Origin of the sequence: Kribbella sp. ALI-6-A, from assembly GCF_001984195.1 — a bacterium.
Taxonomy (GTDB): domain Bacteria; phylum Actinomycetota; class Actinomycetes; order Propionibacteriales; family Kribbellaceae; genus Kribbella.
In genome coordinates this window covers 1,062,425-1,082,140 of the sequence record NZ_MTQN01000009.1, presented here as the reverse complement: position 1 = coordinate 1,082,140, position 19,716 = coordinate 1,062,425, and the positions used below count along the sequence as shown (strand labels likewise).

Here is a 19,716-nt window from a genome sequence, read left to right as displayed (position 1 = left end):
ATGAAGTATGACCAAGGAGACCACCGTCGCCCGCGCACTGCTGGTGCTGGTCTTCGCCCCGTCCGGCGGCCTGTTCGGCAAGGCGGTGGCGGAGGCCGCCGCCGGTCAGGAGTGGTGGCCGTGGCTACTCGTTGCGCTGGTCTGGCTGGTCGTGTCCGGGACGGTTTCGGTGGCGGTGTTCAACCGTCTCGACGAGCACAGATAATGCTCCGATGGCCGCCGCGCTGCACCACGTCGAGATCTGGGTCCCGGACCTGTCCCGCGCTGTCCGGAGCTGGGGCTGGATCCTCGGCCGGCTGGGCTGGAAGGACGGCGACAGCTGGCCCGGCGGGCAGATCTGGACCAGCCCGGACGGCAGCTACCTGGTGGTCGAGCAGAGCCCCGCGCTGACCGCCACCGAGCACGACCGGCTGCGGCCGGGCATGAACCATCTCGCGCTGAACGCCGGCAGCCGGGCCGAGGTCGACGCGATCGTTGCCGAGGCCCCCGGCCAGGGGTGGACGCTGATGTTCGCCGACCGTCATCCGTACGCCGGTGGGCCGCGGCATTACGCCGCCTTCCTGCACAACGACGACGGCTACGAGCTCGAGATCGTCGCGCCGCTCTAGGCGGCCCACGGAGGTGTCGGCTGGTGAGACTGGTGATGCCTGGAGTGACACAGGAGACTGTTGGTGTGACATGGTTGTCCGCGGCAGTGAAGGTCGCGGGGCGAAGGTGGAAGGACGGTGCTCGTGACGGAGGCGCCTGACGGGGGAACGATGCCCGGACCGGTTTCTCCGGAGGTCCTGGAAGCCCGCATTCGCGGCCTGCAACACGCACTGGCTCAACTGCTCGACAACGCCCGCCAGCTCACCCGCGGCGAACACCAGCGGGCCGTTCAGCTGCACCGTCAGCTACAGGAGCAAACGGCGATCGCGCGGCGCGAGTCCAGGGGTCTGGTCGAGGCAGCGACCGCCGAAGCGCTCGCCACCGCGGAACCGGCCGCACGACAGCTGGCCGATCGGCTCGCGCGCGGACTCGCCTCCATCCCCCCGAACGACGCGCGCTGGCGCTCCCGCCAGCTCGTCGGCGCCGGCATCCCGTCGTACGTGCGCGTGGGCGAGCTCGAAGCCGGCACGCCGGTGATTGCGCCGCTGCTGCGGACGAACGGATGGCGGGTCACCTCGGACCGCCCCGAGGCCGCGCGCCAACTGCTGCAGAGCACGGCGTTGCGGCTGATCGCGGCGTCGGAGCCGTTCCGGTTGCGGATCGACTCGTTCGACCCGCGGCTGACCGGGATGATGGGTCTGCTCGGCCACCTGACCACGAAGTACCCGCAATTGGTGCCGAGGGCAACACACACCGCGGAGCAGTTGCACTCGGTGCTGTCCAGCCTGGTCGACGTGTCCTCGCTACGCGCCAGCAGGCAGGCGCAGCTGGGCCACAAGCGGTTCGAGGAGTTGATCCGCGAGACCGGTCGCGTCACCGACCCGTACCGGCTGATCGTGCTGTTCGACTATCCGGCCGGCATCGACACGCTCGCCCAGCGCGACCTGGTCCGGCTCGCCGCGACCGGCGGTGAGCGGGGAATCTGCTTCCTGGTCCACCACGATCCGGCGATGGCGGCGGAGTCCGATGTCGACCCGCGGCAACTGCTAGACCTGCTGACGCCGGTCGCGATCGCCAACGGCAAGGTCGAGGTGTCCCAGCTTCCCAACGTGCCTGCCTTGCTCGACCCGCCGTTCGAGGCGAACGTTGCCACCGGCATCTGTGACGTGGTGGCCGAACTCGCCGAGATCGCGGTACTGCCGACCATCGACTTCGAGCGGACACTGCCGGACCGCTCCACCTGGTGGCAGCCGGTCAAGGACGAGCTGAGCACGGTCATCGGGTACGACGACCGCACGCCCGCGCTGATCCGGCTACGCAGCGGCAACCCGGCACTGCCGCACGTCCTGGTCGGCGGCGCGGTCGGTCAGGGCAAGTCGAACCTGCTGCTGGTGATGATCCACGGTTTGGCGGCCCGGCACTCGCCGGACGACCTGGAGATGTACCTGCTCGACTTCAAGCACGGCGTGGAATTTTCGGCGCTCGGACCGGCCGCTGAGCGCGAGCACTGGCTGCCACACGTACGGGTCCTCGGCATCCACAGCGACCGGGCGTTCGGCCTCGCCGTACTGCGGCACCTGTCCGACGAGCTGGCCCGGCGCAGCGAGATCTTCAAGGCGCACGGGAACGTCGCGGACATCGCCGAACTGGCTCCCGGACCGGATCGGCCGCCGCGGATCCTGGCGGTGCTGGACGAGTTCCAGGTGCTGCTGGAAGACGACGACGAGCTGGCCGACGAGGCCGCGCGGCTGCTGGAGCGGCTGGTGCGGCTCGGCCGTGCGTACGGCGTGCACGTCGTACTGGCCACGCAAACGATCGAAGGGGTCAAGCGGCTGTCGACCCGGCGCGACTCGATCTTCGGCCAGGTGCCGTACCGGATCGCGCTGAAGACCACTCCGGCCGACTCCCAGGCCATCCTGCGGACCGGGAACACGGCGGCCGCGGAGCTGCAGTTCCGCGGTGAGGCGGTGCTCAACGCGAACTTCGGTTCGCCGGACGACAACCAGCACGTGCTGGTGAGCTTCGCCGACAAGCCGGTGCTGGACGACCTGCGGCACGAGCTGTGGCAACGATCCGGTACGACGAGGGCGCCGCGGGTCTTCCACCTGGCCGAGCCGGCGCGGCTGACCGACACGGCGGCCGCGGTGAAGGCGGAGCTCGGCCGTCCGTGGACCGGTCTGCCGATCGCGGTGACCGAGGAGCCCGTGGCCATCGAGGTGCGGCCGGAGCCGGGTGCCGGCGTACTGGTGCTGGGGGACGGGCCTGCTGACGCGCTGGGCGTGCTGACCGGGCTGGCGGTGTCGGCGGCGGCTGCTGCGGCCGTACCGCCGCGCTTCGTCTTCCTGGACGGGACGGACTCCGCTCCGGCGGTTGCTGAGGGCAAGGACGCGCTGATCCAGACGCTCCGGTTGCTGGGCTGCGAGGTGGAGACGGTCGACAAGCACGCGGACGTCGCGCCTCGGCTGTTCTCGCTGCGGGACATGGTGAAGGAGGGACGGGTCGGCGGTACGACGTACCTGCTGGGCTTCGGCTTCCACGGTGTGCCGAAGATGCAGGTGCACCCCGAAGGGCTGTATGAGAGCCCGGCGAACGCGCTGCAGGAGATCGTGCGCGACGGGCCGACGCAGGGACTGATCACGTTCGGCTGGTGGAACCGGCTGCACGTCTGCACCGAGCAGCTGGGCTACGGGCGGTCCAACGTGGCGACCCACCTGTTCCTGCGGCACCCGCAGGACGGCGTACGCGCGGTGGCGGGTCCGCTGGTGCGATGGGCGTCGGAGCCGCACCGCGGGCTGCTGTGGGACGGGCTGCACCCGGAGGCACAGGTGGTTGTGCCGTTCGCTCCGCTGCGTGTTGACGAGGTCGAGCGGTACCTGGAGCTGGTGCGGCGATGAAGACCGAAGAAGAGGAGTGGACTGCCTACGTGCGGGCGCTGCGGCAGGTCGCCGGGGCCCGTGCGGACGCGCAGCAGGAGCAGGACCGGCGTACGGCGGCCAAGACGCAGGCAGAGGCAACCGCTGCCGCCGAGGCCGACGCGATGGCCGAGCGCGGGCGCAAGCTGGAGACGCGGCTCAACGGGCTCGCCGAGAAGGCAGCAGTCAGCCTGCAGCGAGCCGGGCTGCCGCCGGACGGCAAGCGGGCGAACGTGCCGCTGCCGGAGATCAGGGGCATCGCCGACATCGAGGTGGTCGCCGCACGGCTCACCAAGCAGCTGGCCGAGACCGTCGACAAGCTGGAGGAGGTCCGGGCGGCGACCCGGGCCGAGCAGGAGCGGCGCAAGCGCCGTACGATCAGCGCCGCCCTGATGGTGGTCGGGTTCGTCGTCGTCTGGGTGGTGACCCGGTCGTTCCTCGCGGGCGTCGAGGCGGCCGCGCTGGCGGCGGTGACGATGCTCGCCGCGTCGCGGGTGCTGGGCCTGCCCCGGCTCCCCGGAGCACGCTGGTGGGGCTGGGGTGGAGCGGGGCTGGTCGTCGTCCTGATGGCGGCCGGGCTCCCGTGGTGGCTGGCGATCGGCGTACCGGTGGTGGTGGCGGGGACGGCGATCGTGCTGCCGAAGAAGCGCAACTCCTAGGGAAGAGGCAGTCGAAGTGTCGGACGTACAGCGGCTCAAGGAACAGTTGCACCAGGTTTCGGCCGAGGCCAAGCAGGCAGCGGGTGGACTGGCGGGGTTCAAGCTGCGGTTCACGCAGCACAGTGCGCAGGTGGAGAGTCTGATCGCCGGTACGGCGACCGGGGTGGACCGGGATATCTCGGAGATCCTGGACGCGGCCGGCAAGGCGGTCGAACAGGCCGCCGAGGCGCTGGAGATCGCGTCGGCCGGCTGCAAGAGCTACGCGGACCAGATCTAGGCCTTCGGCGTGCCGTCTGACCTGCAGCGGGTTGCGCGGGGCCTGGTGGAGTGCCTCGACGAGGTGCCGCAGGTCGTCGTGCACCTGCAGCGGACGGCGGACCGGTGCCGGGAGAACGCGGCGCTGGCGATCGCGGCGTCACACGGCCAGGCGACGGTCGCGGCTCAGCAGCTGGACGCGGCCGCGCGGGCTTGTGAGGCGGCTGCGCACTACCTGTCGATGGCTCCGCCCAAGGCGAAGGCCTGGGCGGAGCGGCTGGTGGGTGAGGGTCGCTCGACGAACCGGCCTGACTCGGGCTCGGCGGACCGCAACAAGGCGACCGGTGGGGGCGGGGACGTTGCCGAGCGGGATGAGCGGGGGCGGACGAAGAAGCTGACGGCGCGGTTCAAGCCGGTCGAGGATCCGGAGGCGCCGGAGCCGCCGCTGATCAAGGTCGCGCGGAAGGCGTTCGAGCAGCTGCGCAAGCAGCAGGACAAGGACGCCGAGGAGCGCGAGAAGGAGCAGCCGGAGGAGGAGCTCGAGGTCGAGATCGTGGTCGACCCGAAGGGCGAGCTGCGGGCGGCGGCGAAGGCTGCGGAGGACGAGGACGACGAGGAACGCCGGGACGACGAGCCGGAGAAGCAGCTCGAGGTCGAGATCGTCGTCGACCCGAAGGGCGAATTGCGGGCGGCGGCGAAGGCTGCGGAGGACGAGGACGAGGAGGAACGCCGGGACGACGAGCCGGAGAAGCAGCTCGAGGTCGAGATCGTCGTCGACCCGAAGGGCGAATTGCGGGCGGCGGCGAAGGCTGCGGAGGACGAGGACGACGAGGAACGCCGGGAGGACGACGAGCCGGCGTACGAGATCGCGGTCGACCTGGGTGATGCGGCGCGTGAGCTGCTGGAGGCGATGGTCGCGGCGGGGGAGCAGCGGTGGGAGCGCGTCGAGCTGGTGATCGAGGTCGACCGGGTCACGGCGAACTTCGAGTACGCCGAAGGGCCGGATGAGCCGGAGGTCGCCGTACCGGTGGTCGACGTCGAACTGCCGGACTATGAGCCGACCGAGCCCCCGGAAGCGATCGATGTACCGGCAGTCGATGTTGAGCTGGACGAGTCCGATCCGTCCGAGCCGCCGGAGGTGGTGGACGTACCTGAGATCGAGGTCGAGCTGCCTGACTTCGAGGCGACCGAGCCGCCGGATGCGGTCGACGTACCGGCGATCGACGTGGAGGTGGAGGACCCGGAGTTCGAGCCGCGGGCATTGGAAGACGATCTCGAGCCTAGGGTGGACGGCCCGGACGGTGTGCTGAAGCCTCACGAGAGTCGAGATCAAGGCGCCGGTCCCGGCTCGTGACGCTCGCCAAGGAGATGCATGTCCGACAGTGACGAGATCTTTCTGGGGAGCCGCTCGCCGTGGTGGCCGACGATTGAGCGGTACGTCCTGGCGCCGCTGGAGGAGTCGGCGTGGAGTGTTTCTGCCGAGGATCTCGCGGTGGCATTGCGGGGGCGATGGCCTGACGTTCGGGTCGGTTTCGGCTCGGTGGGGGGTTCTTCGATGATTTTGGAGGCGTTGATTCCCGGCGGATCTGGGCGAGGGGAGTTGGGAATCGCGTTGAGCGGGACGGGGCAGGCGGTGACGTTGGACCCTGCGGATCTGGAGGGCGCGGCCGAGTTCGCGGTGTGGTTCGCGGCGGACGTGGCGCCCGGGGATTCGGGGCTGCACCTGATCGAGCCGGGGTCGATGCGGAGCGTGGAGCTCGTCACCGGGATCACGCCGCGTGAGGTGCGCGAGCGGCTGGTCTGAGCGCAGCGTAGGTCGCCTCCAGGCGGGCGTGGCGAAAACTTCTGGGAAATCGCGTCATGAAGCCGTGAGCGCTTCGTCACTACCTGTGAACCCATCCCCACAGGGAAGTGGAAGTGATTGACGTGATGTGCAGGTTGTCGAGGTCGCTGGTGGGTAGGTCACGGGGCGGATCGTCTCGCCTCCTGGTTTTGCGTCGGGTGCACTGATGGGCGGGGACCAAGCCGGGCCGCGGCAGCGGCGGCGGGTCCGGGTCTGGTTCGGCGACCACGTGGTCGCGGACTACTGCGCCGAGGCGGAGTTGGCCGATCGGTACGTCGCGGCGATGTCGCGGCGGTTCGCGGGGCTTCGCGTGACCAGCGAACCGGTGTCGGCGGCTGATCCCGGATCGGGGCGGCCGTTGCCCGGTGAGCGGTTGTGGGAGGTCGCGCCGAAATGAGCTCTCGCCGGTTTCGGTTGATGCGGTACGAGGACGTGTCCGGGGTGAGTGGGACCGGGCCCGTCGCCGAGGGGGTTCAGTTCACCGACGGGGCGGTCGCGTTGCGGTGGTTCGGGGACTATCCGACGACCACGGTCTGGGACGGGATCGACTCGGTGATCGCCATCCACGGGCACGGGGGCGCTACCGAGGTCGAGTGGCTGGACCCGGATCCAGGGCCTGATCCGAAGGTGCCGCGGCGGGAGGATCTGCCGCCGCAGCCCTGGCCGGAGTTGCACCCGGCACCGGAGGCGGTGGACGAGGGACCCGGGCCGAGCTTGTCCGGGCGGCACTCGCGGGGAGACTCCGCAGGGGACGCGCCGGCGCCGGACGGCGTCGAGCGCCCTCCAGGAACCGCGCCGAACTCGAAGGCGACCGCGCCGATCTTCCCCGCCGAGCACGGATCGGCCGGCCCGATCTTCCCCGCGGAGCGGTCGGGGTTCTCGCAGCACAAGGGGCTGTTCTCGGAGTTCATGGAGCCGGCCTCACGGACGCACCGGCGTACGGGCTTCACCGATCTGATCTGACCATCCACGGACTGGCTTCCACCTCACGACTCCAGTCCACCGACCACGACCGGGTCCGGCGCCGCGGACCCGGTCCTCACCCCGAGTGGGCCGGCACCGAACTCCCTCCGGTGCCCGGCCCGCTCGTCGTTGTCAGGACTTCCGCTGGAACTCCTCGACCTCCAGCAGATCGAGGTTGTGGAACGTCGGCGGCCCGTCGCACAGCTCCATCAAGGCGGACGCGAACTCGCTGGTGTCCGGCCGGTTGGAGTTCTCCATCGCCTCCTCGTACGACGCGAACTCGACGATCGAGGTGTACCGGCCGCTCTCGTCGCGGTCCGAGCACACCATCACCCGAGTCGGCGAAGGTCCGTCGGCAGCCTCGGCCTCTCGCTTGCCGCGGTAGTCGGACATCAGCGCGGCGATCTCGTCCGGCCGGGAGGTCCGGTACTCGATGAGTTGCACAAAACCTGTCATGACTCCCCCTGGTGGTAGTTCTCCTCCTGCCGACAGTGCTCCGCACCCGCGCCCCTCCGCAAGGGCATGAGCCCACCGATGACTCGCTGCGGGGGATGGGCAACGATCTGCTGTCAGCAGAGGCAGTGGGAATTGCTGCTACGGGCTGCTTGGCTGGGTGCCATGCAGATTCTGGTACTGGGCGGCACGGCCTTCCTCGGGCGGGAGATCTCGGCGCAGGCGCTCGCACGGGGTCACGCGGTGACCTGTCTGGCCCGCGGCGAGAGCGGTGACGTGGTGGACGGAGCGACGCTGGTCGCCGCGGACCGGAGCAAGCCCAGCGCGTACGACGGCGTACCGGAGCGGGAGTGGGACGCCGTGTTCGAGGTCTCCTGGCAGCCGGGCTTCGTCAAGGAGGCGTTGGCGGCGTTCGGCGAGCACGCCAAGCACTGGACCTACGTGTCGTCCGGCAACGCCTACGCCGACTTCAGTACGCCGGGCGCTGACGAGTCCGCCGCACTGCGCGAGCCGACTGACGCGGAGACGGCCGAGCGCGACCAGTACGGCGAGGCGAAGGTCGCCTGCGAGCAGGCGTCGTCAGCCGCGGTGGGGGACCGCCTGGTGATCGCACGGGCGGGTCTGATCGGCGGTCCGGGCGACCGGAGCGACCGGGCCGGAGCTTGGGTCGCCCGCGCGGCCAGAGCACCGGAGGAGCCGCTGCTGGTGCCGGACACGCCAGAGCTGCCGACGTCGGTCGTCGACGTACGCGACCTCGCCTCCTGGCTGCTCGACTGCGCTGAGCGCGGCGTGACCGGGACGTACGACACCGTCGGGCCGGTGGTGCCCTTCGGTGAGTGGATCGAGGCGTCGCGGGCGATCGGTGGTCACACCGGTCCGGTGGTGCTCGCCCCGAGGGAGTGGCTGGAGGAGCAGAAGGTCGAGCAGTACATGGGACCGGAGTCGCTGGCCATGTGGCTGACCGAGCCCGGCTACGAAGGCTGGTCGAACCGCAGCGGACAGGCAGCGGTCCGAGCCGGGCTGCAGCACAGGTCCCGGGAGGAGCTCATCCGGGACACGCTGGAGTGGGAGCGCGAGCTCGGGCTGGACCGGGAGCGCAAAGCAGGACTCAGCCCGGCGCGGGAACGTGAACTGATCGCGCAGCTGGGCACAGAGTGAGGCATGAAGCTGCTGCTGATCTCTGACACCCACTTGCCGGTGAGGGCGAAGAAGCTGCCGGAGCAGGTCTGGGAGGCGGTCGACGACGCCGACGTGGTGATCCATGCCGGCGACTGGGTGAGTGTCGAGCTGCTGGACGAACTGACCGAGCGAGCGGACCGGCTGATCGGCTGCTGGGGCAACAACGACGGCCCGGAGCTGCGTCGGCGGCTGCCGGAGATCGCCCGGGAGACGCTGGACGGTCTGCGGGTCGCCGTCGTCCACGAGACCGGCGGCAAGCAGGGGCGGGAGCTGCGCTGCGAGAAGGCGTTCCCGGACGTCGACCTGCTGGTGTTCGGGCACAGCCACATCCCGTGGGACACCACGTCACCGCGGGGTCTGCGGCTGCTCAACCCCGGATCACCGACGGATCGCCGCCGGCAGCCGTACTGCACCTACCAGACGGCGACGATCACGTCCGGCCGGCTGGAAAACGTTGCCCTGCACAACCTCTAGGGCGGCGGGTCAGGCGCTGGCGGCTTCCTTGACCCGGGCCTTGAGCCGGTCGCGGACCTCTTCGGGTGTGTAGGCGCGGCGCTTGCGCTCACCCCGCGCGATCACCACACCGGTCGCCGCGACACCGACAAGACCCGCGACTCCGAGCACCTTCCAAACCTTCATGAGCACTAACCTAGCGATGTGGAGACGCGGATAACGCTGGACGAGGCTACGGATCTGACACGAACGGGTGACATTTGGCTGTTTCGCGGGGCTTCCGCGGCCGACCGGGCGATCCAGCTGACCACGAACAGCCCGATCAACCACGTCGGCATGGCGATCGTGATCGAGGACCTGCCACCACTGATGTGGCACGCGGAGCTCGGCCGCTCGCTGCCCGACGTCTGGACCGGGAACCACCAGCGCGGTGCCCAGTTGCACGACCTGCGCGACGCGGTGACGACCTGGGTGCACAAGTACGGCCAGCGGGCCTGGCTGCGGCAGCTGGATCCCGAGGTCGGCAAGGAGATGGAGGACGCCGTACTGCGGGTGGTCGCGCGCCTGGACGGTACGCCGTTCCCGTCGACCGCGCGGCTGGCCTCGCGATGGTTGCGCGGCCGGATCCCGGCGTTCCGGCGTGGTCAGCGCGAGCTGGTGCTCGAGACGGCGTACTGCGCCGAGGTGGTCGCGCTGACCTACGAGGAGATGGGGCTGCTGCCGGGTGGACGGCGGCCGAACTGGTACGACCCGGGCCGGTTCTGGAGTGGTGACGACCTGGATCTCGGGCTCGGGGCGACGCTCGGCGAGGAGATCGCGGTCGACGTACCGGCCTGAGACGGGCCTGGGACCGGCCTGCGATTGGGCGGGCCGGAATTGTCGGTGGCCTGTGATTGGCTGGTCGTAGCTGGACACCACGGACCGATTCCGAGGAGGCGTCGCGGATGTATGCCGTCATCGACACCGAGACGACCGGCCTGCTGCCCGGGCACCGGCATCGGGTGATCGAGATCGCCGTCGTGCTGCTGGACGCCCAGGGCCGGTTCGAGCACGAGTGGGTGACGCTGCTGAATCCGCAGCGCGACCTCGGTCCGCAGCACATCCACGGGATCCTGACCGCCGACGTGCTGGCCGCGCCGGAGTTCGTCGATGTCGCGCGCCATCTCGGTGAGCTGCTCGCCGGGCGGATGGTGGTCGGTCACAACGTCGAGTTCGATCTCGGCTTCCTGCGTGCGGAGTTCGCCCGGCTCGGGCATGTCGTGCCGCTGATCACCGAGCGGTCGATGTGCACGATGGCGCTGGCCGGCTACCTGTATCCGGGGTCGAAGCGGACGCTCGGCGCGTGCTGCGCGGCCGCCGGGATCACCTTGGAGGGCTGGCACTCGGCGCTCGCGGACACCCGCGCCACGGCCGAGCTGTTCAGCACGTACCTGCGCTCGTTCCCGTCACCACCTCCGTGGCAGTGGGCCTACGAGGAGATCCGCGACCTGCCCTGGCCGGAGCTGCCGGGCACGCATTTCACTCCCACCGTGCGGCCGGTGCACGCGGGTGGCCGGCACGGGTGGATGAGTCGACTCGTCGACCAGTTGCCACGGGTTCCGCAGCCGCCGCAGGCCGACTCCTACCTCGGCGTGCTCGACACACTGCTCGCGGATCGTGAGATCGACGCGGCCGGTGCCGATCTGCTGGTGCACGTGGCGACGGATCTCGGCCTGACCCGGTCGCAGGTCGACCAGTTGCACGGCGTCTACCTCGCTGAGCTGGCCGCGGCCGTCTGGCTGGACGGCGAGATCACCGACGACCAGCGCGCGGATCTCGACCGGGTGGCGACGATGCTCGGGCGGCACGCCTGCGACGTCGACGACGCATTGGTTGCCGCGAGCAACGGACAGTACGTCGTGCCGGCGCGGCCCGGAGCCGGCGGATTTCCGCCGGGCAGCACGATGGTGTTCACCGGGGACATGGTCGAGCCGCGGGAGGTGTGGTGGGACCGGGCGGTCGCGGCCGGGTTCAGTCCGCAGGAGGCGGTGCGGCCGGACACGACGTTCGTGGTCGCCGCCGACGTGGACAGCTTGTCGCTGAAGGCCCGGACGGCCCGGGAGTACGGCGTACCGATCATCGCGGTGGAGGCGTTCCGCCGATTGCTGCCGGCGCACCTGCTGCCGCTCGACGAGCGGCAGGCCGGGTGATCTAGGGTCGGCGGCGTGGACAAAGCGGAGCTGGGGCGGCGGATCTACGACGTGGCGCATCTGACCGGGCAGTTCACACTGCGGTCGGGGCGGACGACCGATCACTACTTCGACAAGTACCGGTTCGAGGCTGACCCGGTGCTGCTGGACGCGGTCGCGGCGGCGATGGTGCCGTTGGTGCCGGCGGAGACCGAGGTGCTCGCCGGGCTGGAGATGGGCGGGATTCCGGTCGTCACCGCGCTCGGGCGGCACACGGGCTTGCCGTGCGCGTTCGTCCGCAAGGAAGCGAAGAAGTACGGGACCTCGCGGTTGGCCGAGGGGGCTGACATCGAGGGGCGCCGCGTGCTGGTGGTCGAGGACGTGGTGACCAGCGGCGGGCAGATCGTGCTGTCGACACAGGACCTGCGCGGGCTCGGCGCCGATGTCCGCGAGGCCTTGTGTGTGATCGATCGCGAGCAGGGCGGCGCGGAGGCGCTCGAGGAGAGCGGCCTCGGGCTGATCTCGTTGCTGCGGGCGGCTGATCTCAGCAGCGAGTAGCCGGCGCGACGGCTTCGAGGTCGTAGCGCGCTGCCTGGTCGGGCGTGACCGGTACGAGGATCTGGCCCGTGTCCGGACTGCCGAAGTAGCGGACCCGGCTGGGATGCGTGGTCGCGTAGGCCGCGATGTAGGCGCACACGATGCTGTCGAGCGCGTCCTCGATCCGTTTCAAATCAGCCTTGCGGGCGGCGGTTGCCAGCTGATCGCGGAGCAATTGCCAGGCGGGACTGTGTTCCAGCACCAGTGGTGGCGAAGCGTTGGCCAGCGACTCGACGTACTGGGTGAGGCGGAGCATCTCGCCGTGCAGGTGGGCGAAGTCGCGGCCCGGCTTCGCCTTGTACTGCAGGATGCGCGGCAGCTCGAACAGGGTGACCAGCGCCGGATGCGGGTAGACCTCCGCGGCGTGCCGCTCCGACCCGGGATCGAGGTCGAGCTCGAGCTCCTGGATGAAGCGGAACGCGCGCGAGCCGTCGGTGAAGCTCGGGTTCGCGGTGTTGGCCGCGTGGCAGGACGCGCCGAAGCGCCCGAAATACTGCGAGATCAGGCGTTCGCACGGCCGATGGCCGCCGGCATTGCGCACGACGATCGGCGCGTCGAACGCCACGAAGCACGGCCCGGCGGTCCAACGACGCAACCAGGTGAGGATGTCGCTGTCGGTCTGCAGAACGGTGACGTCCAGCAGGGCGCCCGACGCGTCGAGAACGGCCAGACCGGTGACGCCACGTTGACCCCAGGCGAGGTCGACCCCGACGTACCGCATCCCGGCTTGCAGCGGACCCTCACCGGCGGCGGGCCGCCGCGACCTCGCGCCGGCCGCCACCTCCGGATCAGTCCGCAGCGGGTTCGCGTTCGATCTCGAAGCGCAGGCTCTTGCCGGAGCGGATCCGTTCCACCGCGGCCAGGCAGGCCTCGGGGCTCATGTGCACGCCGATCTCGCCGAGCCGGTTGCGCAGCACCAGCGCGGCGTCCTCGGCGGACCGGGAACTCGACTCGTTGATCGCGTCGATTGTCGCGGTGGTCAGCTTCTCGCGGATGTCCGGGTGGACCTCGTGGATCTCGTGGGTGATTCTGAACTCCGACATCGCGACCTCGTTCTCGTGTCCGGTCCTGATTCCAGACTAGTTCCCCGGACCAGTCTGCCGAAGCTGATTGTGTCTCTCCGGATGCTGCTAGGCGAGTACCCGGGACAGGAAAGTCTCAAGCCGCTGGCCGAGGCGCTCGATCCGGATCTGCGGGCTGACGGTTTCGCCCTGCGGCACTTCGGGGTCGCGCAGGCCGCGCACGTACAACGAGCAGGCCAGGTCGGCACAGATGTAGGTGCCGACCGTGTTGCCCTCACGCCCGGCCGTGCCGGCCCGGCGGGCGGCGAACAGCGCGACGTCGGTGACCTGGTGCGCGGTGTGGCAGACGTCGCACAGCCCGGTGCCACGACGAGGCTTACCAGTCGCGGCCGTGCTGAGGGCGACACCGAGGACTCCGTCCTCACGCGGTACGACGAGGTAGCCGCGAGCCGGGGCCTTCGCGTCGCGCCAGCCGAGGAAGTCCAGCGACTCCCAGGGCAGCTCGGTCAGCCCGGCCGGCATCGTGATCGCCTTCACCTGGCTCTTCGACGAGTTCACGAACGATCGCCGGATCTCGTCGGCGCTCAACGCCTGCACCACGAACTCCTCACCTCGAACGATTGCCGAGCTACTCAAACCCGCCGCGGTCCGGCGCCGCAACCGAATATGTAGCCGTTCGAGCAACACACCGTCTGGGGGAGTGGACTTATCAACCTGGCTCTGGCACAGTAAGAGATACAAACTTCAACTAATCGCCCCCGGAGGACATCACTCATGAGCACGACGACTGGCTACGCCACGCTGACCGGCGACTACACCATCGACACCTCGCACAGCCGTGTCGGCTTCGTCGCCCGGCACGCGATGGTGACCAAGGTTCGTGGGTCGTTCAACGAGTGGGAGGGTTCGGCGCACATCGACGGCGAGAACCCGGCCAACTCCTCGGTCAAGGTCACGATTCAGGCCAAGAGCATCGACACCCGCAACAGCCAGCGCGACGACCACCTGCGGAGCAACGACTTCTTCGAGATGGACGAGCACCCGGAGATCACCTTCGTGTCGACCGCCGTCGAGCCCAAGGGTGACGACGTTTTCGCGGTCACCGGCGACCTGACCATCAAGGGCATCACCAAGCCGGTCACGATCGACTTCGAGTACACCGGGACCGCCACGGACGTGTACGGCAACGTCCGGGTCGGCGTCGAGGGCTCGGTGACGATCAACCGCAAGGACTTCGGCGTCACCTGGAACGCGGCCCTCGATGGCGGTGGCGTCATGGTCAGCGAAAAGATCACCCTCGAGATCGAGGTTTCGGCGATCAAGAACGCCTGAGCGTTTCGCCGTACAGGCGCCACCGGGGTCGCTGCTGGTCGGCGGCCCCGGTGTTCGTCTGTCCGGGCCCATCGGTCGGTCCGTCGGTGGGTCGCCGGGTGTCGGGTTCGTCGCGGTGCGGTCACGATCGGCCTTCGGTGCGGGCGGGAAGGTTTTGCCGCCCCCGGAGGCTGGAAAGCTCTTGCCTGAGTGACGACCTAGGGCCAGGGGGTCCGCCGATGATCGACACCAGGCTCTACCGGTGGATGTTGCCGCTGCTCGGCCGACGCCGACCGGTACGCCGTACGCCGGAGTCCTTTCGCCCGCGCGGGACGAGTTCGCGGGTCAGCCGGCTCGCGGCCCGCTACGACGCGGACGTCGACGAGGCGCTGCAGCGGCTCTGGCCGAAGGCGCGGGTCTACCACGACCGGGAGTTCGCTCGGGACCGGGCCGACTTCCTGCTGGTGGTGCGCGGGCGCGGGGTGATGGTCGAGACGAAGGTGAAAAGCGATCCGGGGTTGTTCCGCGGGTCGACGCTGCCGCCGTTGCTCGACCGGTTGCAGCGGGACGGCAGGCGCCTGGTGGTCCTGCTGAACCAGGGTGATCCGACGCCGGCGCGCGAGCTGGTCGCGGACAAGTTGGGCGACAAGGCGCGGATCGTGGTGTGGTCCGGACCGGAACAGGACGCCGAGCTGCGGGCGGCGGTCGAGGAGTTGATCGCGCAGGAGTCGCGGCACCCGCTCTGAGGGCGGTGCTCTCGGGGCCGGGTGCGCCGCTGCCGAGGTTGGGAAGCCGACAGCGCGGAGAGGTGGACTCTCCGCGCTGTTGGCTGGCTCCGGTCCGCGAGGTGTGCCCGAGGGCGGCGATCCGGAGTCGTGTTCTCCTCCGGCAAGGCCCGGAGGTTGCTTCAGGGGTGTGGCGGATTCAGCACTTCTGAGGCGTGGTGCGCCCGCCGTCGACGACCCAGCGGCCGTCGCGCTGCTCGACGCGCATCTCGTCGACCCAGCGGGTCGGCGTCTTGGCCGGGATCACGCCGCGGCCCTTCGCGTCGACCGTGCGGGCGGCCTTGGTGTCGTAGCAGGCGCGCACGATCACGCCGGCGGCGGCGACCGTGCGCTTGGCCCAGACCACCTTCGTGGCACCGGTGTTGCGCAGCTTGCGGGCGCGGTAGTACTTGGCCTGCAGGCTGATCGCCTTGTAGAGCGTCGGCGTCATCACCGGGACCAGCTGCTTGGTCGCCTTGCCGCCGCTCTTCATCATCGTGTCGAGCGCGGCGCGGTAGTCGTAGTACGCGTTGACGACCGGGTCGTCGGAGACCTGCGTGGTCTCCGGCTGGGCCGCGCCGACCGGAACATCGGTGTGCTTGGACGCCTTCTGGGCGCCGGGGGACGAGGCGGCCACGTCGGCCGACGTGTCGGCGCCGCAACCGGCGAGCATCAGGACCGGGATCAGCGTGGCGGTCACCGCCAGGTTCCGAATGCGCATGGGGTCGAACCTCCTGTCAGGTGCCGTCGGACGCGGTACTGCCGCTACCACCGGCACTGTTCGTGTAACGCGGTGACACGGACAGTGGTCACTGTGACCTGAGTCACATCCAGTACTGGATGGTGGAGATCCTTGCCAGTCAGCTAGTCGACCAGCGCGGCGAGAGACTTCGGTGCGACGTGGCGATAGGCGTCGCGGACGATGTCGGCGAGGTGATCCCAGTCGACGTCCTCGATGTCCAGGTAGACGCCGATCCAGCCGCGGTGGCCGACGTACGGGGGACGGAAGAATCGGTCTGGGTCGGTGGCCAGTAGTTCCTCCTGGGCACCTTCGGGGGCCGCGCACCAAAAGCCGACGCGGTCGTCGTGGTGCTGGTTCGCGAACATGACGAAGGTCTTCTTGTCCCGGATGAACCACGTCGGTTCGCCATGACTGAGCCGCTCGGTCACCTCGGGCAACACCAGGCACAGCTCCCGCAACCGCTCCAACGCGTCCATGCCTCCACCCTCCCGCCCGGCGCGTGGTTTGTCAGCCTCCTGCTGAGTCGCGGAAACGCCCCGCGCTGGGACCCACCGATAGGGTGGCGCGGTGAGTGAGACGGAAGTCCGGGTCCGGGGGATCGGCGACAAGCTGGCCATTGGGTTGTCGTTCGGGAGTTCGGCGGCGGTGATGGTGCTGGAGCTGGTTTCGTTGCGGCTGGTGGCGCCGTACCTGGGGCTGACGCTGGAGACCAACACGGCGATCATCGGTGTCGCGCTGGCGGCGATCGCGACCGGTGCGGCGTTGGGTGGGCGGTTCGCGGACTCCGTGCCGCCGACGCGGACGCTCGGGCCGATGATCCTGTTCGGGGGCGCGCTCGTGCTGCTCGTGCTGCCGGTGGTTCGGTGGACGGGCGAAGCGGTGCGGGGTGGTGGGGCGAACGCGGTGTTCCTGGCGGTCGCGGTCGCCGTGTTCATCCCGGCGTCGTTGCTGGCCGCGGTGACTCCGATGGTGACGAAGCTGCGGCTGTCGACGCTGGCTCAGACCGGCACGGTTGTCGGGCGTCTGTCGGCGTACGCGACGGTGGGCGGGATCGTCGGCACGGTGCTGACCGGGTTCGTGTTCGTGGCCAAGGTGCCGACGAGCGTGATCGTGCTCTGTCTCGGCGGTGTGCTGGTGGTGACCGGCGCGGTGCTGACGATCTTCCTGCGCGGCATCCAGGCCGCCGCTCGCCCGCTGGTGCTCGCGCTCGTCGGCGCCGGGCTCACCGTCGTCGCGCCGCGGCCGTGCGAGGTCGAGACCGCGTATCACTGCGCCCGCATCGAGCCCGACCCGAACCGCGCGTCCGGCCGCACGCTCTATCTCGACCAGCTGCGGCACTCGTACGTCGACCTGCAGGATCCGACCTACCTGGAGTTCGAGTACATCAAGAACTTCGGCGCCCTGATCGACAGCGAGTTCCCCGCCGGCCGGCGGCTCGACGCGCTGCACGTCGGCGGCGGCGGGCTGACCATGCCGCGCTGGCTGACCGCGACCCGGCCGGGGACGAACAACAAGGTCTACGAGATCGACCCCGGCGTGATCGCGCTCGACAAGGCGGAACTCGGGGCGCGATCCGGTCCGGACCTCGACCTGCAGATTCGCGACGGCCGGCTCGGCGTACGGTCGGAGCCTGCGGACAGCCGGGATCTGATCATCATGGACGCGTTCGGCGGTGTCGCGGTGCCGTGGCATCTGACGACCCGCGAGCTGGTGGCCGACGTGCACCGGGTGCTGCGGCCGGACGGGATCTACGCGGTCAACATCATCGACTTCGGGCCGCAGCGCTTCCTCAAGGCCGAGATCCGCACGGTCGCGGAGGAGTTCGACAACGTCGCGGTCATCTCGACCGAGGAGGCGCTCGCGGGCGAAGAGGGCGGCAACTTCGTGCTGGTCGCGTCCGACGAGGCGCTGCCGGTCAACGAGCTGCGCACCCGGCTGGGCGACCGCGCGGACGTACTCGACGGCGCCGACGCCGTACGCCGGTTCGTCGGCGACGCGCCGCTGCTGACCGACGACTTCGCCCCGGTGGACCAGTTGCTCACCCCGTTCTCCAGCTGACCGGAGCCCCGATCTCCAGCTGATCGGCGCCCGGCCGAAGCTGACCAGAACTCGCGCGATCGACGGAGTCGAGTTGTGCTCCGCGCTTCGGGCTTGTTGCATGTGCACATGCACCCACGCGCAGGTCAGCCCGCCCAGCCCGAGGACCTCGTCGACGTCGACGCGTTGCTCGCGGCCTACGACGGGATCACCCCGGACGTCGACAACCCCGCTCAGAAGGTCGTCTTCGGTACGTCGGGCCATCGCGGCTCGAGCCTGGACGGCGCCTTCAACGAGGCCCACATCCTGGCGATCACGCAGGCCATCTGCGAATACCGCGCCGGTGAGGGCACCAACGGCCCGCTCCTGGTCGGCCGGGACAGCCACGGCCTGTCCGAGCCCGCCTGGCGGACCGTGCTCGAGGTGCTCGCGGGCAACGGCGTGCAGACCCTGGTCGACAGCGCGGACCGGCTGACCCCGACGCCAGGCGTGTCGCACGCGATCCTGCGGCTCAACCGCGGCGACGGCGGCAGCGCCAGTGTCACGGCGGACGGCATCGTGATCACGCCGTCGCACAACCCACCGCGCGACGGCGGCATCAAGTACAACCCGCCGCACGGCGGACCCGCCGACTCCGACGCGACCGGCTGGATCGCCGCCCGCGCCAACGAGCTGATCGCCGCGGGCAACCGCGAGGTTCGCCGTACGCCGTTCGAGCGGGCGCGGAGCCAGGCGGAGGGCTACGACTTCCTCGGCCACTACGTCGACGACCTGCCGTCGGTGATCAACCTGGACGCGATCCGCTCGGCCGGGCTGCGGATCGGCGCCGACCCGCTCGGCGGCGCGAGCGTCGACTACTGGGCCGCGATCGCCGAGCGGCACCGCCTCGACCTGACCGTGGTGAACCCGCGGATCGATCCCGCCTGGTCGTTCATGACGCTCGACCACGACGGCAAGATCCGGATGGACTGCTCCTCGCCGTCCGCGATGGCGTCCCTGGTCGCGCAGAAGGACCGGTACGACCTGGCCACCGGCAACGACGCGGACGCCGACCGGCACGGCGTCGTCACACCCGACGCGGGGCTGATGAACCCGAACCACTACCTCGCCGCGGCGATCTCCTACCTGTTCGCCAACCGCGAGTGGGGCCCCGACGTCGCGGTCGGCAAGACGCTGGTCTCGTCGTCGCTGATCGACCGGGTGGTCGCGGATCTGGGCCGCCGGTTGTGGGAGGTGCCGGTCGGGTTCAAGTGGTTCGTCCCGGGGCTGATCGACGGGTCGGTCGGTTTCGGCGGCGAGGAGTCGGCCGGGGCGAGCTTCCTGCGCTTCGACGGCAGCGTCTGGACCACCGACAAGGACGGGATCTTGCTCGCGCTGCTGGCCAGCGAGATCACCGCGGTGACCGGCGAGACGCCCTCGCAGGCGCACGCGAAGCTGGTCGAGCGGTTCGGCGCCTCGGCGTACTCGCGGGTGGACGCTCCGGCGAGCCGGGAGCAGAAGGCCAAGCTGGCAGCGCTGTCGGCCGACGCGGTGACGGCGACCGAGTTGGCCGGCGAGCCGATCCTGGACCGGCTGACCAGCGCGCCGGGCAACGGTGCGGCGATCGGTGGGCTGAAGGTGACGACGGAGTCGGCGTGGTTCGCCGCCCGGCCGTCGGGGACCGAGGACCTGTACAAGATCTACGGCGAGTCGTTCAAGGGGGCCGACCACCTCGAAGAGGTCTTCGTCCAGGCCCGTGAGGTCGTCTCGAACGCGCTGGACTGAAGCCGG

At 69.9% G+C, this 19,716-nt stretch carries 25 protein-coding genes; 18 read left to right on the top strand and 7 right to left on the bottom strand.

Annotated features, from left to right (window positions below; translation table 11 throughout):
- Positions 1-7 precede the first annotated feature (7 nt).
- From BWI15_RS13980 to BWI15_RS40070, 9 genes are all read left to right on the top strand, one after another.
- Positions 8-205, top strand: a complete 198-nt coding sequence (locus BWI15_RS13980; protein ID WP_077014720.1) for a hypothetical protein — start codon at positions 8-10, stop codon at positions 203-205.
- A 7-nt stretch (positions 206-212) separates the two neighbouring features.
- Positions 213-608: a VOC family protein gene (locus BWI15_RS13975; RefSeq protein WP_077014719.1), complete on the top strand. Its 396-nt coding sequence runs from the start codon at positions 213-215 to the stop codon at positions 606-608.
- A 123-nt stretch (positions 609-731) separates the two neighbouring features.
- Positions 732-3,482: an FtsK/SpoIIIE domain-containing protein gene (locus tag BWI15_RS13970; RefSeq protein ID WP_237771268.1), complete on the top strand. Its 2,751-nt coding sequence runs from the start codon at positions 732-734 to the stop codon at positions 3,480-3,482.
- Positions 3,479-4,159, top strand: a complete 681-nt coding sequence (locus BWI15_RS13965) for a hypothetical protein (RefSeq protein ID WP_077014717.1) — start codon at positions 3,479-3,481, stop codon at positions 4,157-4,159. The genes BWI15_RS13970 and BWI15_RS13965 overlap by 4 nt, the downstream gene beginning before the upstream one ends.
- A 16-nt stretch (positions 4,160-4,175) precedes the next feature.
- Positions 4,176-4,436: a hypothetical protein gene (locus BWI15_RS13960; RefSeq protein WP_012922179.1), complete on the top strand. Its 261-nt coding sequence runs from the start codon at positions 4,176-4,178 to the stop codon at positions 4,434-4,436.
- Between the two features lie 9 nt (positions 4,437-4,445).
- Positions 4,446-5,768 (top strand): hypothetical protein, encoded by a 1,323-nt coding sequence (locus BWI15_RS38370; protein WP_237771267.1) that lies wholly within the window; start codon positions 4,446-4,448, stop codon positions 5,766-5,768.
- Between the two features lie 18 nt (positions 5,769-5,786).
- Complete coding sequence (locus BWI15_RS13950) at positions 5,787-6,218, top strand: hypothetical protein (protein WP_077014716.1); 432 nt, start codon at positions 5,787-5,789, stop codon at positions 6,216-6,218.
- A 205-nt stretch (positions 6,219-6,423) separates the two neighbouring features.
- A complete protein-coding gene (locus BWI15_RS13945; protein WP_077014715.1) occupies positions 6,424-6,654 on the top strand; it encodes a hypothetical protein in 231 nt (76 codons plus the stop codon).
- Positions 6,651-7,220, top strand: coding sequence for a hypothetical protein (locus tag BWI15_RS40070; RefSeq protein WP_237771266.1), 570 nt, complete (start codon positions 6,651-6,653; stop codon positions 7,218-7,220). The genes BWI15_RS13945 and BWI15_RS40070 overlap by 4 nt, the downstream gene beginning before the upstream one ends.
- A 132-nt stretch (positions 7,221-7,352) precedes the next feature.
- On the opposite strand, the gene BWI15_RS13935 is transcribed toward BWI15_RS40070, so the two are convergent.
- A complete protein-coding gene (locus tag BWI15_RS13935) occupies positions 7,353-7,676 on the bottom strand; it encodes a hypothetical protein (protein WP_077014714.1) in 324 nt (107 codons plus the stop codon).
- A gap of 162 nt (positions 7,677-7,838) precedes the next feature.
- Here BWI15_RS13935 and BWI15_RS13930 point away from each other — a divergent pair, with 162 nt between their 5' ends.
- Together BWI15_RS13930 and BWI15_RS13925 are read left to right on the top strand one after the other, a co-directional pair.
- The gene (locus BWI15_RS13930) at positions 7,839-8,831 is read left to right on the top strand and encodes an oxidoreductase (protein WP_077014713.1); all 993 of its coding nucleotides are present in this window, start codon (positions 7,839-7,841) and stop codon (positions 8,829-8,831) included.
- Positions 8,832-8,834: 3 nt separating this feature from the next.
- Positions 8,835-9,326 (top strand): metallophosphoesterase family protein, encoded by a 492-nt coding sequence (locus BWI15_RS13925; protein WP_077014712.1) that lies wholly within the window; start codon positions 8,835-8,837, stop codon positions 9,324-9,326.
- Positions 9,327-9,335: 9 nt separating this feature from the next.
- Here the strand turns inward: BWI15_RS13925 and BWI15_RS39380 are convergent, their stop codons facing one another.
- A complete protein-coding gene (locus tag BWI15_RS39380; protein WP_168197307.1) occupies positions 9,336-9,491 on the bottom strand; it encodes a hypothetical protein in 156 nt (51 codons plus the stop codon).
- Positions 9,492-9,509: 18 nt separating this feature from the next.
- Here BWI15_RS39380 and BWI15_RS13920 point away from each other — a divergent pair, with 18 nt between their 5' ends.
- From BWI15_RS13920 to pyrE, 3 genes are all read left to right on the top strand, one after another.
- Positions 9,510-10,142: a hypothetical protein gene (locus tag BWI15_RS13920; protein ID WP_077014711.1), complete on the top strand. Its 633-nt coding sequence runs from the start codon at positions 9,510-9,512 to the stop codon at positions 10,140-10,142.
- Between the two features lie 107 nt (positions 10,143-10,249).
- On the top strand, positions 10,250-11,494 hold the full coding sequence (locus BWI15_RS13915) for an exonuclease domain-containing protein (RefSeq protein WP_077014710.1): 1,245 nt from the start codon (positions 10,250-10,252) through the stop codon (positions 11,492-11,494).
- A 15-nt stretch (positions 11,495-11,509) separates the two neighbouring features.
- A complete protein-coding gene (gene pyrE, locus BWI15_RS13910) occupies positions 11,510-12,031 on the top strand; it encodes an orotate phosphoribosyltransferase (RefSeq protein WP_077014709.1) in 522 nt (173 codons plus the stop codon).
- Here the strand turns inward: pyrE and BWI15_RS13905 are convergent.
- The 3 genes from BWI15_RS13905 to BWI15_RS13895 all read right to left on the bottom strand — a co-directional run bounded on the left by BWI15_RS13905 (position 12,018) and on the right by BWI15_RS13895 (position 13,689).
- The gene (locus BWI15_RS13905) at positions 12,018-12,791 is read right to left on the bottom strand and encodes a DUF429 domain-containing protein (protein ID WP_077014910.1); all 774 of its coding nucleotides are present in this window, start codon (positions 12,789-12,791) and stop codon (positions 12,018-12,020) included. The genes pyrE and BWI15_RS13905 overlap by 14 nt on opposite strands.
- Positions 12,792-12,858: 67 nt before the next feature.
- Entirely contained in the window at positions 12,859-13,113 is a 255-nt protein-coding gene (locus BWI15_RS13900; RefSeq protein WP_077014708.1) for a hypothetical protein, read from the bottom strand.
- Positions 13,114-13,200: 87 nt separating this feature from the next.
- A complete protein-coding gene (locus tag BWI15_RS13895) occupies positions 13,201-13,689 on the bottom strand; it encodes an FBP domain-containing protein (RefSeq protein ID WP_077014707.1) in 489 nt (162 codons plus the stop codon).
- A gap of 177 nt (positions 13,690-13,866) precedes the next feature.
- Between BWI15_RS13895 and BWI15_RS13890 the strand changes: the two genes are divergently transcribed.
- A complete protein-coding gene (locus tag BWI15_RS13890) occupies positions 13,867-14,424 on the top strand; it encodes a YceI family protein (RefSeq protein WP_077014706.1) in 558 nt (185 codons plus the stop codon).
- A 218-nt stretch (positions 14,425-14,642) separates the two neighbouring features.
- On the top strand, positions 14,643-15,149 hold the full coding sequence (locus BWI15_RS13885) for a hypothetical protein (protein ID WP_077014705.1): 507 nt from the start codon (positions 14,643-14,645) through the stop codon (positions 15,147-15,149).
- Between the two features lie 178 nt (positions 15,150-15,327).
- On the opposite strand, the gene BWI15_RS13880 is transcribed toward BWI15_RS13885, so the two are convergent.
- Together BWI15_RS13880 and BWI15_RS13875 are read right to left on the bottom strand one after the other, a co-directional pair.
- Entirely contained in the window at positions 15,328-15,888 is a 561-nt protein-coding gene (locus tag BWI15_RS13880) for a hypothetical protein (RefSeq protein ID WP_077014704.1), read from the bottom strand.
- A 143-nt stretch (positions 15,889-16,031) separates the two neighbouring features.
- The gene (locus BWI15_RS13875) at positions 16,032-16,385 is read right to left on the bottom strand and encodes an MmcQ/YjbR family DNA-binding protein (protein WP_077014703.1); all 354 of its coding nucleotides are present in this window, start codon (positions 16,383-16,385) and stop codon (positions 16,032-16,034) included.
- Between the two features lie 91 nt (positions 16,386-16,476).
- On the opposite strand from BWI15_RS13875, the gene BWI15_RS13870 reads away from it, so the two are divergent.
- Both BWI15_RS13870 and pgm read left to right on the top strand, forming a co-directional pair.
- On the top strand, positions 16,477-17,967 hold the full coding sequence (locus tag BWI15_RS13870; protein ID WP_077014702.1) for a fused MFS/spermidine synthase: 1,491 nt from the start codon (positions 16,477-16,479) through the stop codon (positions 17,965-17,967).
- A gap of 108 nt (positions 17,968-18,075) precedes the next feature.
- The gene (gene pgm, locus BWI15_RS13865; RefSeq protein WP_077014701.1) at positions 18,076-19,710 is read left to right on the top strand and encodes a phosphoglucomutase (alpha-D-glucose-1,6-bisphosphate-dependent); all 1,635 of its coding nucleotides are present in this window, start codon (positions 18,076-18,078) and stop codon (positions 19,708-19,710) included.
- Positions 19,711-19,716 lie beyond the last annotated feature (6 nt).

Excerpts from the sequence above, each read along its gene's own strand:
- BWI15_RS13890 (WP_077014706.1), top strand. The coding sequence starts at position 13,867 with ATGAGCACGACGACTGGCTACGCCACGCTGACCGGCGACTACACCATC.
- BWI15_RS13965 (WP_077014717.1), top strand. The coding sequence starts at position 3,479 with ATGAAGACCGAAGAAGAGGAGTGGACTGCCTACGTGCGGGCGCTGCGG.
- BWI15_RS13935 (WP_077014714.1), bottom strand. The coding sequence starts at position 7,676 with ATGACAGGTTTTGTGCAACTCATCGAGTACCGGACCTCCCGGCCGGAC.
- BWI15_RS13930 (WP_077014713.1), top strand. The coding sequence starts at position 7,839 with ATGCAGATTCTGGTACTGGGCGGCACGGCCTTCCTCGGGCGGGAGATC.
- BWI15_RS13885 (WP_077014705.1), top strand. The coding sequence starts at position 14,643 with ATGATCGACACCAGGCTCTACCGGTGGATGTTGCCGCTGCTCGGCCGA.
- BWI15_RS13875 (WP_077014703.1), bottom strand. The coding sequence starts at position 16,385 with ATGGACGCGTTGGAGCGGTTGCGGGAGCTGTGCCTGGTGTTGCCCGAG.
- BWI15_RS13880 (WP_077014704.1), bottom strand. The coding sequence starts at position 15,888 with ATGCGCATTCGGAACCTGGCGGTGACCGCCACGCTGATCCCGGTCCTG.
- BWI15_RS13945 (WP_077014715.1), top strand. The coding sequence starts at position 6,424 with ATGGGCGGGGACCAAGCCGGGCCGCGGCAGCGGCGGCGGGTCCGGGTC.
- pgm (WP_077014701.1), top strand. The coding sequence starts at position 18,076 with ATGCACCCACGCGCAGGTCAGCCCGCCCAGCCCGAGGACCTCGTCGAC.
- BWI15_RS39380 (WP_168197307.1), bottom strand. The coding sequence starts at position 9,491 with ATGAAGGTTTGGAAGGTGCTCGGAGTCGCGGGTCTTGTCGGTGTCGCG.
- BWI15_RS40070 (WP_237771266.1), top strand. The coding sequence starts at position 6,651 with ATGAGCTCTCGCCGGTTTCGGTTGATGCGGTACGAGGACGTGTCCGGG.
- BWI15_RS13905 (WP_077014910.1), bottom strand. The coding sequence starts at position 12,791 with ATGCGGTACGTCGGGGTCGACCTCGCCTGGGGTCAACGTGGCGTCACC.
- BWI15_RS13915 (WP_077014710.1), top strand. The coding sequence starts at position 10,250 with ATGTATGCCGTCATCGACACCGAGACGACCGGCCTGCTGCCCGGGCAC.
- BWI15_RS13975 (WP_077014719.1), top strand. The coding sequence starts at position 213 with ATGGCCGCCGCGCTGCACCACGTCGAGATCTGGGTCCCGGACCTGTCC.
- BWI15_RS13980 (WP_077014720.1), top strand. The coding sequence starts at position 8 with ATGACCAAGGAGACCACCGTCGCCCGCGCACTGCTGGTGCTGGTCTTC.
- BWI15_RS13925 (WP_077014712.1), top strand. The coding sequence starts at position 8,835 with ATGAAGCTGCTGCTGATCTCTGACACCCACTTGCCGGTGAGGGCGAAG.
- BWI15_RS13950 (WP_077014716.1), top strand. The coding sequence starts at position 5,787 with ATGTCCGACAGTGACGAGATCTTTCTGGGGAGCCGCTCGCCGTGGTGG.
- BWI15_RS13900 (WP_077014708.1), bottom strand. The coding sequence starts at position 13,113 with ATGTCGGAGTTCAGAATCACCCACGAGATCCACGAGGTCCACCCGGAC.